The 16,486-nt window shown below is 73.8% G+C and carries 13 protein-coding genes, 1 pseudogene and 1 riboswitch; of the genes and pseudogenes, 11 read left to right on the top strand and 3 right to left on the bottom strand.

What is annotated here, in order from left to right:
- Window positions 1–1,111, bottom strand: a 1,111-nt coding sequence (gene ssd, locus DI269_RS18165) for a septum site-determining protein Ssd (RefSeq protein ID WP_112138420.1), incomplete at its 3' end; no start/stop codon positions are given.
- Between the two features lie 183 nt (window positions 1,112–1,294).
- Window positions 1,295–2,206, bottom strand: a complete 912-nt coding sequence (locus DI269_RS18160; protein ID WP_232822802.1) for an aldose 1-epimerase family protein — start codon at window positions 2,204–2,206, stop codon at window positions 1,295–1,297.
- 341 nt (window positions 2,207–2,547) lie between these two features.
- On the opposite strand from DI269_RS18160, the gene DI269_RS18155 reads away from it, so the two are divergent.
- The 8 genes and pseudogenes from DI269_RS18155 to DI269_RS18120 all read left to right on the top strand — a co-directional run.
- Window positions 2,548–3,636 carry a citrate synthase 2 gene (locus tag DI269_RS18155; protein WP_112138416.1) on the top strand — a complete coding sequence of 363 codons (1,089 nt, stop codon included), beginning with the start codon at window positions 2,548–2,550 and terminating at the stop codon, window positions 3,634–3,636.
- Between the two features lie 144 nt (window positions 3,637–3,780).
- Entirely contained in the window at window positions 3,781–5,799 is a 2,019-nt protein-coding gene (locus DI269_RS18150; protein ID WP_112138414.1) for a PIG-L family deacetylase, read from the top strand.
- A gap of 110 nt (window positions 5,800–5,909) precedes the next feature.
- Window positions 5,910–7,025 carry a phosphoserine transaminase gene (serC, locus tag DI269_RS18145; RefSeq protein WP_198667535.1) on the top strand — a complete coding sequence of 372 codons (1,116 nt, stop codon included), beginning with the start codon at window positions 5,910–5,912 and terminating at the stop codon, window positions 7,023–7,025.
- A gap of 414 nt (window positions 7,026–7,439) precedes the next feature.
- On the top strand, window positions 7,440–8,345 hold the full coding sequence (locus DI269_RS18140; protein ID WP_198667534.1) for a fructosamine kinase family protein: 906 nt from the start codon (window positions 7,440–7,442) through the stop codon (window positions 8,343–8,345).
- A 20-nt stretch (window positions 8,346–8,365) separates the two neighbouring features.
- A complete protein-coding gene (gene moaA, locus DI269_RS18135) occupies window positions 8,366–9,409 on the top strand; it encodes a GTP 3',8-cyclase MoaA (RefSeq protein WP_112138412.1) in 1,044 nt (347 codons plus the stop codon).
- Between the two features lie 2 nt (window positions 9,410–9,411).
- Window positions 9,412–9,651 (top strand): MoaD/ThiS family protein, encoded by a 240-nt coding sequence (locus tag DI269_RS18130; RefSeq protein WP_112138410.1) that lies wholly within the window; start codon window positions 9,412–9,414, stop codon window positions 9,649–9,651.
- Window positions 9,652–9,916: 265 nt separating this feature from the next.
- Entirely contained in the window at window positions 9,917–11,080 is a 1,164-nt protein-coding gene (locus DI269_RS18125) for a UvrD-helicase domain-containing protein (protein WP_112138408.1), read from the top strand.
- 104 nt (window positions 11,081–11,184) lie between these two features.
- A pseudogene (locus DI269_RS18120) lies at window positions 11,185–12,420 on the top strand (MinD/ParA family ATP-binding protein); the annotation flags it as partial.
- On the opposite strand, the gene DI269_RS18115 reads toward DI269_RS18120, so the two are convergent.
- A complete protein-coding gene (locus tag DI269_RS18115) occupies window positions 12,348–13,013 on the bottom strand; it encodes a TetR/AcrR family transcriptional regulator (protein WP_198667532.1) in 666 nt (221 codons plus the stop codon). The pseudogene DI269_RS18120 and the gene DI269_RS18115 sit on opposite strands and share 73 nt — an antisense overlap.
- Before the next feature lie 110 nt (window positions 13,014–13,123).
- A riboswitch (cobalamin riboswitch) is annotated at window positions 13,124–13,267 on the top strand.
- Between the two features lie 121 nt (window positions 13,268–13,388).
- Between DI269_RS18115 and DI269_RS18110 the strand changes: the two genes are divergently transcribed.
- The 3 genes from DI269_RS18110 to DI269_RS18100 form a co-directional block, all read left to right on the top strand.
- The gene (locus tag DI269_RS18110; protein ID WP_112138404.1) at window positions 13,389–14,741 is read left to right on the top strand and encodes a prenyltransferase/squalene oxidase repeat-containing protein; all 1,353 of its coding nucleotides are present in this window, start codon (window positions 13,389–13,391) and stop codon (window positions 14,739–14,741) included.
- Window positions 14,742–15,223: 482 nt separating this feature from the next.
- Window positions 15,224–15,766, top strand: coding sequence for a hypothetical protein (locus DI269_RS18105; RefSeq protein WP_112138402.1), 543 nt, complete (start codon window positions 15,224–15,226; stop codon window positions 15,764–15,766).
- A gap of 2 nt (window positions 15,767–15,768) precedes the next feature.
- A partial coding sequence (locus tag DI269_RS18100; RefSeq protein WP_232822800.1) for an energy-coupling factor transporter transmembrane protein EcfT occupies window positions 15,769–16,486 on the top strand: 718 nt, incomplete at its 3' end.

Below are 16,486 nucleotides of genomic sequence, written 5' to 3'. Positions count from 1 at the left end.
GTTCGCGGCTGAGCTCCGCGGTGAGGTCGTGGATGCCGCGGGCGAGGCGCCCGCGCGGGACGCGGCCCTGGCGGAGCAGGGCCGGCAGGCGCCGGTCGGTGGGCAGCGCGCCCCACACCGGCGGTTCGGACCAGTGCGCTTCGAGCGGGCCGTCCCAGGAGACGCCCGACGGGCGGGGCCTGGCGTCGCCGCGCAGGACCACCCCGAGGTGGGCGTTGTAGAGGCCGTACGCGGCCGTGACGCTGCGGGCGGCCTCCCAGGAGCGGTCGCCCGGTCCGATCGCGACCGCGACCGAGCGGGCGGCCGTGGCGGCCCGCACGCCTGCGTCGGTGCGCGAGCGGGGCAGGTCGACCACGACGAGGTCGGCGGCGAGGCGGGCGGCGCGCAGGACCTGGTCGAAGACTTCGGCCGGGACGTCGGCGGGGTTGCGCGGGTCGGGGCCGACGACGTGGAGGCCGCCGCGCCGGGGCAGGCCGTCGAGGAACCGCTCCGGGTCGAGGAGCCCGGTGCCGCCGATCAGGGACGGCCAGCGCCAGCCCGGTTGGGAGGCGAGTCCGGCGGCGGCGTCGATGCCGCCGCCGGTGTGGTCGAGGTCGATGAGGACGGTGCGCTGCCCGTCGCGGGCGGCGTCGGTGGCCGCGGCGAGGGCGAGGGTGGAGGCGCCGGCGCCGCCGTGTCCGGCGACGGTGGCGACGACGGGTGCGGGTTCGGTGTCGAGGGCGGTGCGGGTGAAGAGGTCGATGAGCCATTGGTCGGCGCCGGGGAGGGCGATGACGCTGCCGGCGCGCATCTGGATGGCGAGGGGCCAGAGCATGGAGGCGTCGGTGGAGTCGGCGCCGAGCCAGGCCATGGTGGTGCAGAGGATGAGGTGGTCGCGGGTGGGGAAGTCGCAGGCGATGCATTCGGGGGCGAGGTCGGGTCCGACGAGGACCATGGGGGCCTTCTGCCAGGTGCTCTCGGCGTCGAGTGCGTGCTCGACGCGGCGGAGCGGGTGTCCGGCCGCGGCGGCGAGCGGGGCGACCTCCTCGGCGAGCCGGTCGTCGGCGGTGACGAGGAGGGATTCGGCCGCGGGTGCGGCGGTGGCGGTGGTGCGGTCGAGTGTCGCGGCCATGATTGCTCCTACGCTCAGTGGTGTTCGCGTGACTTGGAGCAACCTTGACCGGTGGGGCCGGGAACTGTCGAGGAAAAATTTCGGGCCTGTGGATAACTTCGGGTCCGGGGCCTGTGGATAACTCGGTGGACGCAAACGAGGGACCGTCCCGGCGGGACGGTCCCTCGTGCGCGTTCGCGGTTCCTATTCGGGGCGGATGCCCCAGACGCCGAACCAGGCCTCGCTGGGCGAGAGCTCGATGAGATCCTCGCCGGTGGCGAAGGCGTTCGGCGGGCAGGTGGTCGGTTCGATGGCGACGGAGGCGCGCCTGCGGTCGCCGTCGAGGCCGTCGGAGGTGTAGATGTGGACCCAGGGGAACGACTCGTCCATCCAGACGGTGACGGCCTGGCCGGAGACGGGGTCGGCGAGCCGGACTTCGGCCTTCCCGTCGGAGCCGCGCTTGAGTTCGCCGTAGGCGTCGTCGATGACGAGGTCCTTGAGGACGGTCGGCTCGTCGAAGTCGCCGGCGCCGGAGCCGACGGGGATGCGCTGCTTGTCGAGCCGCAGCTTCTTGGTGGCGGGGACGTGGAGGGTGGCCTCGTCAATCCGCTCCAGGGAGCCGGGGAGGAGGTAGGAGTGGGTCCCGAAGCCGAACGGGGCGGTCTTGGTGCCGGGGTTCGAGACGGTGTGGGCGGCGCGGAGGCCCCCGGGGCCGACGGACCAGCGGGTGCGCAGTTGCAGCGTCCAGGGGTAGCCGAGGCGGGCCGGGAGGCGGCATTCGAGGGTGACGGAGGTGTCGGTGACCTCGACGGCGGACCATTCGGCCCAGGCGACGAACCCGTGGAGCGAGGTGTTGGTCTCGATCTCGTTGACCGGGAGCTGGTAGTCGGTGCCGTCGTAGGAGTACTTGCCGTCGCGGATGCGGTTGGGCCAGGGGGCCAGCATGTGGCCGGACCAGCCGGGGGCGAGTTCCTCGTCGCCGTAGGTCATGACCACCGGCCGTCCCCGGTAGGAGTACGAGCGCACTCCGCCGCCGACAGCGACGATGGTGGCCTCGTGGTCGTTGTAGGCGATCACCCATTGCTCGCCGGACAGCGCCATAGGGGTTACCTCCATGTCGTTATCGATGGGCTGGATGTGCTTTGACGTTAGCTCATGGCGGATGACCTGCGGCACGCGTGTCGATGTGGGCGAGATCGCAGGAAACCGTTGAAACCAACAAGACTCATTATTGAAACCCTCCCATCAAAAGCGGCAAAATTGGACAAACCACGAAGCTCACGATGCTTGTCTCATATTTTGCGCCACTTCCGTACCGCCATTCAGGATCACCCCCGCGCCGCGGGCACTTCCGTAGCGGACGGCCTTGAGGCACCATTTCCAGATAACTACGAACCGTCGCCTCCCGGAAGCCCCCGGTCGGCAACCACAGGGACAACACACTCAGGAGTACAACGATGTCTGAGTTCAAGCCCGGCCTCGAGGGCGTCATCGCCTTCGAAACCGAGATCGCCGAGCCTGACAAAGAGGGTGGTTCGCTCCGCTACCGCGGGGTGGATATCCAGGACCTGGTAGCGCAGAGCACCTACGGCGACGTATGGGGACTCCTCGTGGACGGGAAGTTCGGGAGCGGCCTGCCCGCCGCCGAGCCCGTGCCCGTCCCGGTCTCCTCTGGCGACACCCGCGTCGACGCCCAGGCCGCGGTCGCCATGCTCGCCCCGTACTGGGGCCTCCAGCCGCTGCTCGACATCGACGACGAGACCGCCCGGGACGATCTCGCCCGAGTGTCGGTCACCACTCTGTCGTTCATCGCCCAGTCGGCGCGCGGATCCGGCCGCCCGGCCGTGCCCCAGTCGGAGATCGACAAGGCCGAGACCATCACCGAGCGCTTCATGCGCCGCTGGCGCGGCGAGCCGGACCCGGCGCACGTCAAGGCCGTCGACACGTACCTGATGTCGGCCGCCGAGCACGGCATGAACGCCTCCACCTTCACCTCGCGCGTGGTCGCCTCCACCGGGGCCGACGCCGCCGCGGCGATCTCCTCCGGCATCGGCGCGCTGTCGGGCCCGCTCCACGGCGGCGCCCCCTCGCGCGTGCTCCACATGATCGAGGGCGTCGAGAAGTCCGGCGACGCCGACGGCTACGTCAAGAACCTGCTGGACTCGGGCGAGCGCCTCATGGGCTTCGGCCACCGCGTCTACCGCGCCGAGGACCCGCGCTCGCGCGTGCTCCGCGCCGCCGCCAAGGCCCTGGGCGCCCCGCGCTACGAGGTCGCCGAGGCCCTGGAGACCGCGGCCCTCGCCGAGCTGCGCGCCCGCAAGCCCGACCGCGTCCTCGCCACCAACGTCGAGTTCTGGTCCGCGGTGCTCCTCGACTTCGCCGAGGTCCCGCCGGAGCTGTTCACGCCGATCTTCACCTGCGCCCGCGTGGCCGGCTGGAGCGCCCACATCCTGGAGCAGAAGAAGCTCGGCCGGATCGTGCGCCCCTCCGCGACCTACGTCGGCCCGGGCCCGCGCGGCCTCGACGAGGTCGAGGGCTGGCAGTAGGCCCGACGCGCTGAAAGCGGCCCGCGCCCTCCGGGGTGCGGGCCGCTTCGCGTTCCCCGCACCGGTTGCGGGCGTTCTCCTCCGGTATGCGTGTTCGGGATAGTATCGGCCCGCACCCCCTGACCCACCCGAACGAGACGCCCCATGACCTCCCCCCGGCCGCACCTGCGCCGCCGCGACCTCCTGGTCGGCGGCCTCGCCGGGCTGGCCGTGACCGCCGCGGCGGCCGAGGCCACCCGCGCGGTGTGGGACGCCGCCACCGGCGCGTCCTACCCCGAGCCGCCCCGCACCGGCCCCGTCCACATGCAGATCGGCGCGCACGCCGACGACTGCCTGTACTTCCTCAACCCGCGGGTCGCCCGCCTCCTCGACGACGGCGCGAACCTGTGCACCGTGGTCCTCACCGCGGGCGAGGCCGACGGGCGCAACACGTGGGACACCGCGGCCCCCGTCGACTACGCCGGGTACGCCGCCGCGCGCGGCAACGGCCTGCGCCGCGCCTACGCGCTCATGGCCCTCGGCGACCCCGACGCCCCCTGGGACCGGACGCGGGCCACCCTCGACTCCGGGCAGGACGTCGAGCTGTGCGTCCTGCGCGACCGGCCCGAAGTGCACCTCGTGCTCTGCTCCCTGTGGACGAACCTCGGGCGCGTCACCGGCGACTTCACGCGGCTCCTGGCCCTGTGGGAGGGCCGCCTGGACGCCTCGGCGGTCCTGCCGCCCGCCGACTCGCCGCTCACCTCCGAGTCGACGGTGGACCGCGCGACCGTGCGCGCCAGCCTGGTCGAGCTGCTGGAGCGGTACGCGCCGGTCGCGGTCAACACGCTCGACCCCGACCCGGACCCGGTCGTCGGCGAGCGGCTCGGTGCCGAGCAGGACGGCTACTCCGACCACATCGACCACACCGCGGCCGCGCTCTTCGCGTGGGACGCCGTCAACGCCTGGGGCGGCGCGAAGGCCGTCGAGTCCTGGCGCGGCTACTACAACCGGCGCTGGCCCGGGAACCTCGGCCCGGCCGACCTGGAGGCCAAGGGCGGCGCGCTCGACGCGTACGCGTGGGCCGACGGCGCCGGCTGCGACCACGCGGCCGGATGCGGCGACCGGCTCATCGTCGGCCCCGGCGCCGGGACCACGTACGGCCACGCCACCCACCCCCGCTACACGCAGGCGCTCGCGGCGGCCGAGGTCGACGGCGAAATCCTGGCGGCCGCGGTCCGCGGCGGCCGGGCCGCGATCCTCAGCACCGATGGCTGGACCGACCTCGGCGGGCCCGTGCTGCTCCCCTCGCTCACCCGCGCCGGGAACCGGCTCTACGCCGTCAGCCCCGGCTTCACCCGCGACCCCGCCGGGCACACCCGCGACCTCCACTGCCTCGACCTCGCCACCGGCGAGTGGGAGGACCTCGGCAATCCGGCCGGGACCGGCGCGCCCGCCCGCACCGTCGGGCAGCCCGCCGCCGCCGACGACGGCACGACCGCCGTCGTCTGCCTGCGCGGCCCCGACGGGGGCCTCGCCGTCCGCACCCGCACCGGTGCCGCCTGGGGCGAGTGGACGAGTCTCGACGGTCCCGCCGTCCATGAGGCCCCCGCCGCGTTCGGCGCCGCCGGGGCCTTCACGATCGTCGCCGCCACCCCCGGCAACACCGCCGCCTGGGAGGGCGACGGGACGACCTGGACCCACCGCGACCTCGACCTGCCCGGACCCGACGGCGCCGTCCACATCCCCGCCGGCGCCGTCACCGCCGTCCAGGCCCCGGACGGGCGGGCCGTCATCGCCTCCCGCGCCGCCGGCAGCAGCGACGTCGTCCTCCACTTCGGACAGAGCGAGGCGTGGACCGGGACGCTGATCCCCCTCGAAGGCGGCATCCTCGCCCCCACGGTCGCCATCGGCCCCGACGGGGCCCTCGCCGTCGCGTGCGACGACGGCTCCGGCGCCCCCGCGGTGCTCGTCCTCGACCTCGCCGACCTCGACCACGGCGGCGGCTACGCGCTCCTGTCGCGGCCGTGGACGCGCGGCGACGTCACCGTCCTCAAGCGCCCGGCGGCCGCGTTCGGCTCCGACGGGTCCCTCCGTCTGTGGGCCCTCGCCGCCGACGGCGAGCTGTGGACGGCGCAGGCCGGACCCGGCGCGCCCCCGCCCGTCGGGTGGGAGCCCGCGGCCTGACCTGCCGGTCCTCACGTCCCAGCCTGCGGCCGGGCCGGGCCCGCGCGATCACGCCCCGCAGGCCCGGGTTTACAGTGAGGCGCAGGACCGACCCAGATGGGAGCCTTACCGTGACCGACCAGATCACCATCCCCGCAGAGCTGCTGCCCGCCGACGGGCGCTTCGGATCCGGCCCCTCCAAGGTGCCGTCCGAGGCGATCAGCGCGCTGTCCGGTCTCGGCAGGTCCGTCATGGGCACCTCCCACCGCCAGAAGGCCGTGAAGTCGCAGGTCGGGCGCCTGCGCGCCGGCCTCGCCGAGTTCTTCGCGCTCCCCGACGGCTACGAGGTCGTCCTCGGCGTCGGCGGCGCGACCGCGTTCTGGGAGGTCGCCGTGTTCGGCCTCGTCGACGACCGGGCGCAGGCCGCGACCTTCGGCGAGTTCGGCTCCAAGTTCGCGAAGGCGATCAAGATCGCCCCGCACCTGGGCGACCCGACGATCGTCACCGCCGAGCCCGGCACCGCCGCGTACCTGTCGTACGAGGAGGGCGTGGACGTCTACGCCACCCCGCACAACGAGACCTCCACCGGCGTGGCCGTGGACGTCAAGCGCGTCGCGCACGAGGGCGCGCTCATGCTCCACGACGCGACCTCCGCCGCCGCGGGCCTGCCGGTCGACCTCACCGAGACCGACTGCTACTACTTCGCGCCGCAGAAGGGCCTCGCCTCCGACGGCGGCCTGTGGATCGCGATCCTCAGCCCCGCCGCGATCGAGCGCGCCGAGCGCATCGCCGCCTCCGGCCGGTACATCCCCGCGTTCCTCGACCTGAAGACCGCGATCGACAACTCCCGCAAGGAGCAGACGTACAACACGCCGGCGGTGGCCACTGTGGTGCTCGCCGCCGAGCAGGTCGACGCGCTCAACGCCGCGGGCGGGCTCGACGCCGCCGCCAAGCGCTGCGCCGAGTCGGCCGGCGCGATCTACTCGTGGGCCGACGCGAGCACGTACGCGACTCCGTTCGTGACCGACCCCTCCCTTCGCTCGAACGTGGTCGCCACGGTCGACTTCGAGGGCGTCGACGCCGCTGAGATCGCGAAGGTGCTGCGAGCCAACGGCGTCGTCGACACCGAGCCGTACCGCAAGCTGGGCCGCAACCAGCTGCGCATCGCCACCTACCCGGCGGTGGACCCAGCGGACACCGCCAAGCTCACCGAGGCCATCGACTTCGTGGCGGCGAAGCTCGGCTAGAGCGGCCGCTGACTTCGGCCGGTCGGGCGACCCGGCACCCGCATGCCGGGCCGCCCGACCGACACGACCGTACCGGCGGCCACCGACAAAACGCCGCCGCCGGTTCCACACCGACTGAGAACCGCGCACCGCAAGGGCCGGGCCGCTTCGCGGCCCGGCCCGGTTCCGTTCCCACGGCGGCGAAGCCTCGCGACCGCTTCGGCGCGAATGGCATTGCCGCGCCGCAGCGGACCCAGCGAGTACCGGAGGCGCCGACGCCACCATGGACCCGTCGAAGTCCGAAGACGCCAGCGCCACCGTGGACCCGCCGAGTGCCGAGGGCGCCGACGCCACCGCGCCCCGCCGGGCGCCGAAGTCGCCGGCGCTTCAACACAGCACGCGCGGACGGGCGCCGCAGCGACTACCGTTGGGGGCGTGAACCCTGCATCCGATGTCGACCTCCGCCTGCTGCCGCAGCTCATCGAGCACCAGCGGGTGCGCACGACCCCGGTGAAGGCCAACGACTTCTCGATGCCGCTGGAGACCCCGAGCGCCGGTTCGGCGTCGGCGCAGCGGCTCACCTTCGACGACGGGTCGCACCTGTTCGCGAAGTTCGCCGAGGGCCGCGCCCCCGGCTACCTCGCGGCCGAGGCGAACGGGCTGCGGTGGCTCGGCGAGGCCGCGGCGGCCGTCGTGCCGGTGCTGTACGCCGACGACGCGATGCTGGTGGAGCCGTGGATCGAGACGGTCGAACCGTCACCAGAACACGCCGCCGGGCTCGGGCGCGAACTCGCGCAAATGCACCTGGCGGGCGCCGACCGGTTCGGCGCACCCTGGCGCGGCTACATCGGCGAGACCTTCATGGACAACGACCCGGCCGGTTCCACCTGGGCCGAGTGGTACGCGGCCCGGCGGATCGCCCCGTACCTGAAACCCTCACGCGACAACGGGGCGCTCGACGCCGCCGACGCGGCCGCGATCGAGGCGCTCGCCGCGCGGCTCGACCGGCTCGCCGGACCGGAGGAGCCGCCCGCGCGCGTCCACGGCGACCTGTGGTGGGGCAACGTCCTGTGGGGCGCCGACGGGGCCCGGCTCATCGACCCGGCCGCGCACGGCGGCCACCGCGAGACCGACCTGGCGAACCTGCGCCTGTGGGGCGGCACGCCCCTGCTGGAGACGATCCTCGCGGCGTACGACGAGGCCGCGCCGCTGGCCGACTGCTGGCAGGAGCGCACGCCGCTGCACCAGCTGTTCCCGCTCCTGGTCCACACGACCCTGTTCGGCCGCGCCTACCGCTCCCAACTCATGGGACTCGTGTCTCACTTTACGAAACTGTCATAGTGGGGGACTACGCTCGAACCATGCCTGCACCGATCCCCGCACCCGGCGCCCGCGAGGCGCGCGCGCAGGGCCCCGGCGCCCTGCGGGACCGGCACGGGCGCACCGCGACCGACCTGCGCGTCTCCCTCACCGACCGCTGCAACCTGCGCTGCGCCTACTGCATGCCCGAAGCCGGCCTCCCGTGGCTGCCGAAGCCCGAACTCCTCACCGACGACGAGGTCTCGCGCCTCGTCCGCATCGCCGTCCGCGACCTCGGCGTGCGCGAAGTGCGCTTCACCGGCGGCGAACCGCTCCTGCGCCCGGGCCTCACCGACATCGTCCGCGAGGCCGCGGCCCTGGAGCCGCGCCCCGAGATCTCCTTGACCACCAACGCGATCGGCCTCGACCGCCTCGCCGAGGCGCTCGTCGGCGCCGGACTCGACCGGGTCAACGTCTCCCTTGACACGCTCGAAGCGGGCACGTTCAAGGAGCTCGCCAAGCGCGACCGCCTCGACGCGACGCTGCGGGGCATCGAGGGCGCGGCGGCCGCCGGGCTCGCGCCCGTCAAGATCAACACCGTCCTCATGCGCGGCGTCAACGACTCGGAGGCGCCCGCGCTGCTGCGCTTCGCGATCGAGCACGGCTACGAGCTGCGGTTCATCGAGCAGATGCCGCTCGACGCCGCCGGGGTGTGGCGCCGTGACGAGATGGTCACCGCCGCCGAGATCCTCGACGCGCTCCGCGCCGAGTTCGACCTCGCGCCCGACCCCGCGCACCGCGGGTCGGCGCCGGCCGAGACGTGGCTGGTCGACGGCGGGCCCGCGAAGGTGGGCGTCATCGGCTCGGTCACGCGCCCGTTCTGCGGCGACTGCGACCGCACCCGCCTCACCGCCGACGGGCAGGTCCGCAACTGCCTGTTCGCGCGCGGCGAGACCGACCTGCGCGGGCTCCTGCGCGAGGGCGCCGCGGATGCGGAGGTCGCCGAGCGGTGGCGCGAGGCCATGTGGGGCAAGCTCCCCGGGCACGGGATCGACGACCCGTCGTTCCTCCAGCCGTCCCGGCCGATGTCGGCGATCGGGGGCTGAGGGTGGTCACGGTGCGGTACTTCGCGGGCGCGAAGGCGGCCGCGGGGCGCGGCGAGGAGCAGGTGAGCGCCGCCGACGTCGGCGAGCTCAAGGCGGTCCTGGCGCAGCGGCACGGCCCGGTGCTCGACAAGGTGCTGTCGGCGTCGACGCTGCTGGTGGACGGCCTGGCCGCGAAGGACCCGGCGACGGCGCTGCCGGCCGGGGTCGTGGTCGAGGTGCTGCCGCCGTTCGCGGGCGGGTGAGACCGGCACGCGGCGGCGGTCGTTCGCGCGAGTGAAACGTGAATCCGGATATTCCGGATTTGTCCTTCGCGGAGTCCCCTATCCATGACCGTATGCCAGAGGTCCGACACGGTGCGCGTTCGCCGGTGGCGGCAGGTGCGCGGCCCGGATCGGGGTGGATTCCGGGCGGGTGACGCTGTCGGGGGCGGGAGCCGCTGGCTCGGGTGCGTCGACTGTCTGCGAGGATGCATGTGTGCGCCGTCCTGATGAACGAAAGCAGCCGCAGGTGGCGTCACCGCTGTTCGAGCTCTCGGCCGACATGCGGACCACCGCCGAGCGGCGACGCCGCCCGCACCGGCCCCACTCCAGATACGTCCGCGAAGCCGTGCCCATGCCCGAGCCGGCGTTGACGACGCGGACGCCCGACCCGTGGCTGGAGTCCGCCCCACTGCTCACCGGCATGGACGAGGTGGGCGCGGGCCTGCTCGACTCCCTGGACGCGATGCAGCGCGTCGCCGCCTCCGCCGGCCGCGGGCCGCTGCTCATCAACGCCTCGCCCGGGACCGGGAAGACCCACCTGCTCATCCGCCGCACCGCCTACCTGGTGCAGGAGCTGGGCGTGCCCGCGCGGCAGTGCCTGGTGCTGGCCGCGTCCACGGCGGGCGCCGCGCGCATCCGCCGCGAACTGGGCACGCTCCTGGGCCGCGAGGCCGCCGCGATCACCGTCGCCGAGTTCGACGACTTCGCGGCCGCGTCCCCGCCTGAACTCGGGCACCTGTTCATCGATGACCTGCCGCGCATGCCGATGCGGCTGTTCCGCCAGCTCACCGAGCACCGCGGGCCCGAGGCGGACGTGACCGCCACCGGCGACCCGGACTCGGCGCTGTGCACCGGGGAGCCGGCCGCGTTCGCGGCGTTCGGGGAGCAGTTCCCGCAGGCGCACGTAATGCGCCTGTCACGCAACCACCGCAGCCCCGCCGCGGTCCTCGTCGCCGCCTCGCAGGTGATCGAGCCGATCAGCCGCGTCCCGGGCCGCCTCGTGCAGCCCGAGCGCCCGGCCCTGGAGGGCTCGGGGATCGGCCGGTACTTCGCGGTCGACGCCGACGACGAGAAGCGGTTCGTGGAGGCCCTCACCGACCGGCTCGCCGAGCTCGGGGTCGCCCCCGAGGAGCTCGCGGTCATCGGCCCGGACGGCCTGTCGGTCGCCGAGGCCGCCGACGGCGAGTACCGCGTGGTGTGCCTCACGGGCGTGAGCGCCGAGGACTGGCCGAACACGGCCGCGGCCCGGCGCGAGCTGTACGTCGCGCTCGGGCGGACCAGGGACCTCGCCTACGTCTCCCACACCGGTTCCGGATCGCCGCTCCTGGCCGATGTGGACCAGGGGCTGTTCAGTCCATTCGGGATGGTCCCTCAGATCCGCTCGGGCCCTGAGCAGCCGCGGCTGCTCTAGCACACGCGGCCCGACCACGCGGAGTTCCCGCGCGGACACGCAGGCATGGGACACAATAGGCGGGTAACCGCCGTCTCACGCTGGGAGTACCGATGGAGCACACCGAAGAGGACACCGTTCCTCTGCACCGGCCGGATGCTCCCGCCTGGTCCCCGTTCGCACCCCCGGAGGTGAACGCGCAGTACGCGGCCGGTGCGGAGGCCGTCCGCAACCCGCGCACCGCCGACCACGTGCCGAGCGCCCCGCCGCCCCCCGCGACGCCGATGCCGGCCGCGCCGCAGGCCGCCGACGGCTGGCCGACAGCCTCGGCGACGCTTGCGAGCCGTAACTTGGGAGAGCCCTCCCAAGGTCCTCCCGCGCACCTGCCGGTGCCGGTGTTCCCCGACCACGCCGGCGCGCTGGAGCGGATCGGCGTCACCGCCGACGACTTCGCGTCCCGCCGGGTCGTGCCGCCGCGCCCGCCGGTCGCCGAGACGGGCCTGCGCGGCGCCCTGCACCGGTTCTCGCTCGGCATGGTCGCCCTCCCGCCGGGCCCGCGCGAGCGCGCGAAGCAGCGCGCGGTCGAGACGGTGCGCCGCAACTTCGGGGGCCTGCGCCAGATCACCGTCGTGAACCCGAAGGGCGGGGCGGGCAAGACCGTCGCGGTCCTCATGCTGGCCATGACGTTCGGGCGCCACAGGGGCGGGTACGTGCTCGCGTGGGACAACAACGAGACGCAGGGGACGCTGGGCATGCGTGCCCAGCAGGACTTCCACGTGCGCACTGTCCGCGACCTGCTGCGGGACCTCGACCACTTCAAGGGCCCGACGGGGCGGATCGGCGACCTGTCGCAGTACGTGCGCGCCCAGGGCGGCGCGATGTTCGACGTGCTCGCCTCGGACGAGTCGGCGACGGCCGGGGAGATGCTGACGGCGCAGTCGTTCGGGGACCTGCGGGAGGCGGTGTCGCGGTTCTACAAGCTGATCGTGGTCGACACGGGCAACAACGTGCGGGCCGCGAACTGGCAGGCGGCGATCGACGCGACCGACCAGCTGGTGGTGACGATGTCGGCGCGCAACGACTCGGCGGAGACCGCGGCGAGGATGCTCGACCACCTGGAGCAGACCGGGCGGCGCGACCTGGTGCGCGGCGCGGTGTCGGTGGTGTCGATGCCGGCCCACCGCAAGGACGTGGACCTGCCGGCGGTGCAGCGGCACTTCGCGGCCCGGACCCGGGCGGTGCTGCTGGCGCCGTACGAGAAGCTGCTCGACTCGGGCGAGCCGATCCGCTACGACTCGTTGAGCAAGGCGTCATCCGCGGCCTGGCTGCGGATCGGCGCGGCGGTGGCCGAGGGCCTGTAGGAGGCCAGGAGGTCGACCAGGCCGGCGGCGGCGTCGGCGAGGCGGCTCTCGTCCTCGTCGGCGTGGCCGGTGACGAGCGCGCCCTGCACGAACACGAGTGCGGTGCGGGCCAGGCGGTCGGGGTCGGCGGCGGGGTCGAGTTCGCCCAGTTCGACGGCGCGGGCGAGGATCGCGGCGAGGTCGTGCTCCAGGTCGTTCCAGGCGTCCTGGACGCGGCGCACGGTCGCGGGGTCGTCGGCGAGTTCGACGGCGGCGCGCACGATGAACCCGCCCTCCTTGGAGTGGCGGACGACGACGTCGAGGAGGTCGCCGATCGCCCCGAGCGCGTCGCCCGCCTGCTCGTCGCCGGTCCCGGGTTCGGCGGCGCGGCGGGCTATGGCTCGCAGCTCGGGTTCGGTGTCGTCCCTATATCGTTGCAGCGCCGTGATGTACAGCTGATGCTTGGAGCCGAACGCGGCATAGAGCCCGGCGCGGTTCATGCCGGTGGCGGCCACGAGGTCCGACATGGAGGTCGCGGAGAACCCCCGGTCCAGGAACACCCGTGTCGCAGCGCGCAGGACTCTGTCCAAATCGGCGTTCTTATTTCTGCTCACGTTGTGCACCGTATCGACACCCGGTGCTACGGGTCAATAACCGGAAGGCGGGAGTTGACTCACGAGGTGCGAGTGAACGGTCGCACTGCGAAGCGGTTCGGCTTGACACTCCTGACGGGATACGACGAGAATGAGCGCAAACTGAACAGGCGCCAGGCGGGGGAAGTCCGGTGAAAGGCCGGCGCTGACCCGCAACGGTAGTCGCGGTCGTCCCATGACGACAACCGGGCACCCTTCTCGATCCATGCCCGGTCCACCCGCGTGAGCCCGAATGCCCGCCGCGCCCCGGAAATGTCAACGCCTGTCGTGGTCTACAGGCGCTTGCGGCGCCGCCGCCTGCCCGAAGACCCAACTCGCTCAAGGAAAGGTCAGGCAATGCGCCACCTTGCCGGCCGTCTGCTCACCGCAGCGGCCCTGCCCGTCACCCTGCTCACCGTGGCCTCGCCCGCCCACGCCCAGTCGGAGCCGTTCGCCGCGCCCGCGGAGGCGGCGTCCTCCTGGCTGGTCGCGCAGTCCGACGGCACGTCCTGGAACCAGGACCCGGCGACGTCGCTGGACGCGGTCCTCGGACTGCTCGCGGCCCGCGTCGGCGGCGACCAGGTCGAGGCGACCCTCGGGTGGCTCAACGACCCGGCGATCCTCGACCCGTACGTGAACACGGCGGCCGACGGCGCGACCGGCTTCAACGCCGGGTCGGCCGGGAAGGTCATGTACACGGTCGCGACCGCCGGCGGCGACCCGACGGACTTCGGCGGGCTCGCCCTCGCCGACCAGGTGACCGCGGCGCAGGCCGCGAACGGCACCTACGGCGACGGGACCGCCGGGTCCACGGCGTGGGCCGTGCTCGGCCTGTCGCGCACCGACACGCCCGCGGGCGAGACGGCCGCGGCCGGGCTCGCGGCGATCCAGTGCCCCGACGGCGGGTTCAACTACGCGGACGTCGACGGCGGGGACGACTGCGTGTCCGACCCGGACACGACCGGCCTGGCCGTCTCGGCGCTCGTGACGCTCGGCGACCCGGCCTCGGCCTCCCTGGAGTCGGCGGTGGCCTGGCTGGAGTCGGCGCAGGCCGAGGACGGCGGGTTCGACGGCGGCTTCGGCGAGAACGCGAACTCGACGGCGATGGCCGCGCAGGCGTTCCTCGCCGCGGACCGGGCCGACGCGGCCGAGCGGGCCGTGGCGTTCCTGCTGACGCTCCAGTTCGACTGCTCGGGCGACGCCCCGGGCGCGGTCAAGTACTCCGACCCGGAGGACCCGGACTTCGGCGAGGCGACCCGCCTGCTGGCGACCGCCCAGGCGATCGTCCCGATCGCGGGCCAGAACCTTGCGACCCTCGACGCCTCGGGCGCTGCCGCGACCGTGACGACCGACCCGTGCACGACCGCCGACGCGGGCGACGAGACCACCGCCGCCGAGGAGGACGAGTCCGGTTCGGCCTCCTGGCTGCCGTGGGCGATCGTCGCCGCGGTCGTCGTCATCGGCGCCCTGATCCTCACCTTCGCCCTCCGCGCCCGCCGCAGCGGTGCGACTGACGGCTCCGCCGAGGAGGCGGCCCCGGCCGCTGACACTGATGCCCCTGCCGCGGACGGCGAAGCCGCTGACGCGCCCGCCGAGAGCGACGAGTCCGCCGACGAGTCCGCCTCGGACGCTTCGGATGCGGACGCCGCCGACGAGTCCGCTTCGGATGAGCCGAAGGCCGACGACTTGGACGAGGGCAAGGACAAGTAGTCCCGCCCGTGCACCGACACGAACGACGCGCAGGCAGCGCCCGCCGGATCGGCGGGCGCTGCATGCGCGCTGTCACACCCCCGAGCCACCCTTGGTTCCGGGGGGCCCGAGATCGGACACCCCCGACCTCGGGGGCCGGACCGGCTCAGCCGACGGCAGGACCGGTCAGCGCCTCAGCGCCGACGCTCCTACCCGGACACCGATTCCGGTCCCGACTGCGACTGCGACTGCGACTGCGACTGCGACTGCGACTGCGACTGCGACTGGAGTGTCGTACCCCCGAGCCACCCTTGGCTTCGGGGGTGTCGAGTTCGGACATGCCCGACCTCGGGGAGCGGAGCCGCTCGCTGCGGGGGGCGCTGATTCGACTCGTTCCGTTGTCGTACCTGTCGGGCACCCTTGCGATCGGGGGCTCTGGAGACGAGCCCCGGGGGTCCTCCCGGGTGCCCGCGATTCGGCGCTGCGCCGCCTCTCTTGGCGCGGTGCTGATCGCCGCCGTCGCCGCGGTCGGGGTTCCCGCCGGGCCGGCCGGGGCGCAGGAGACCTGTGGCGGGGTCACCGTGGTGGTGGACTTCGGTTCGCTCGCAACCGACCCGAAGACCGGGTGCGCGGCCGATCCGGGCGATGGGCTCGATGCGCTCGCGCAGGCCGGGTTCTCCGTCACGGAGGTGGCGTCGATCCGCGGGATGGTGTGCCGCATCGACGCGCTGCCCGAGACCGATTGCGGCGCTTCGCCTCCCGCCGACGCGTACTGGTCGTACTGGCACGCGAACCCCGGCGACGAGGAGTGGACCTATTCGATGGTCGGCGGCGCTGACGCCTCGCCCGACCGGGGCGACCTCGAAGGCTGGGCGTTCGGGGACGGCTCCGAGCCGCCCGCGGTGGCGCCCGGCGAGGCCGTCGCGACCGCGGCTCCCGAGGCCGAGTCCGGGGGCGGGGACTTCACCTGGGTCATCGCCGTCGCGGCGCTCGCCGTGATCGGCGCGCTCGTGGTGTGGCGGCTCCGACGCGACCGGCGCGCCTGACCGTGCCGAGTCCCGCCGCCGTCCGCCCGATGCGCCGCCGCACCGCCCACCCGGTCGCGTGGTGGGCGTGGGCGCTGCTGCTCGCGACTGCCGCCGGGCGCACCGCGAACCCGTGGCTGCTGCTCCTCATCGCCGCCGTCGCCGGACTGGTCGTGGCGTTCTGCCGCGGCGACGAGCCCTGGTCGGGCGCGTATCGCGTGTTCCTCTACATCGGGTTGAGCGCCGTCGCGGTCCGCATGGCGTTCTACGTGGTCTTCGGGGGCTCGGACGGGCCGACGGTCCTGTTCACGCTTCCATCGGCGACGCTCCCGGACTGGGCGGCCGGGTTCCGGCTCGGCGGGGCCGTCACCGCCGAAGGCGCGCTCGCGGCGCTGTACGACGGGATGCGGCTGGCGACGCTGCTGGTGTGCGTGGGCGCGGCGAACGCGCTGGCGAGCCCGCGGCGGCTGCTGCGGTCGGTTCCGGCGGCGCTGTACGAGGTGAGCGTCGCGGTGGTCGTCGCGCTGTCGGTCGCGCCGCAACTGGTGGCGGGCGTCGGGCGGGTGCGGCGCGCGAGGGCCTTGCGCGGCAACACGAGCCGCACTCCGGCGAACCTCATGCGCACCGTCGTCGCCCCGGTCCTGCACGACGCGCTCGACCGGTCGCTGCACCTGGCCGCGGCGATGGCCTCGCGCGGGTACGGCCGCGCCGCGGGCGTCCCGGCGCCGGCCCGCCGCGCCA

The organism is Glycomyces dulcitolivorans (assembly GCF_003265355.1).
GTDB lineage: Bacteria > Actinomycetota > Actinomycetes > Mycobacteriales > Micromonosporaceae > Glycomyces > Glycomyces dulcitolivorans.
Note: the sequence above shows the minus strand (reverse complement) of the source record. Positions and strands in the feature narration are given on the sequence as shown.

Excerpts from the sequence above, each read along its gene's own strand:
- DI269_RS18160 (WP_232822802.1), bottom strand. The coding sequence starts at position 2,206 with ATGGAGGTAACCCCTATGGCGCTGTCCGGCGAGCAATGGGTGATCGCC.
- DI269_RS18155 (WP_112138416.1), top strand. The coding sequence starts at position 2,548 with ATGTCTGAGTTCAAGCCCGGCCTCGAGGGCGTCATCGCCTTCGAAACC.
- DI269_RS18150 (WP_112138414.1), top strand. The coding sequence starts at position 3,781 with ATGACCTCCCCCCGGCCGCACCTGCGCCGCCGCGACCTCCTGGTCGGC.
- moaA (WP_112138412.1), top strand. The coding sequence starts at position 8,366 with ATGCCTGCACCGATCCCCGCACCCGGCGCCCGCGAGGCGCGCGCGCAG.
- DI269_RS18110 (WP_112138404.1), top strand. The coding sequence starts at position 13,389 with ATGCGCCACCTTGCCGGCCGTCTGCTCACCGCAGCGGCCCTGCCCGTC.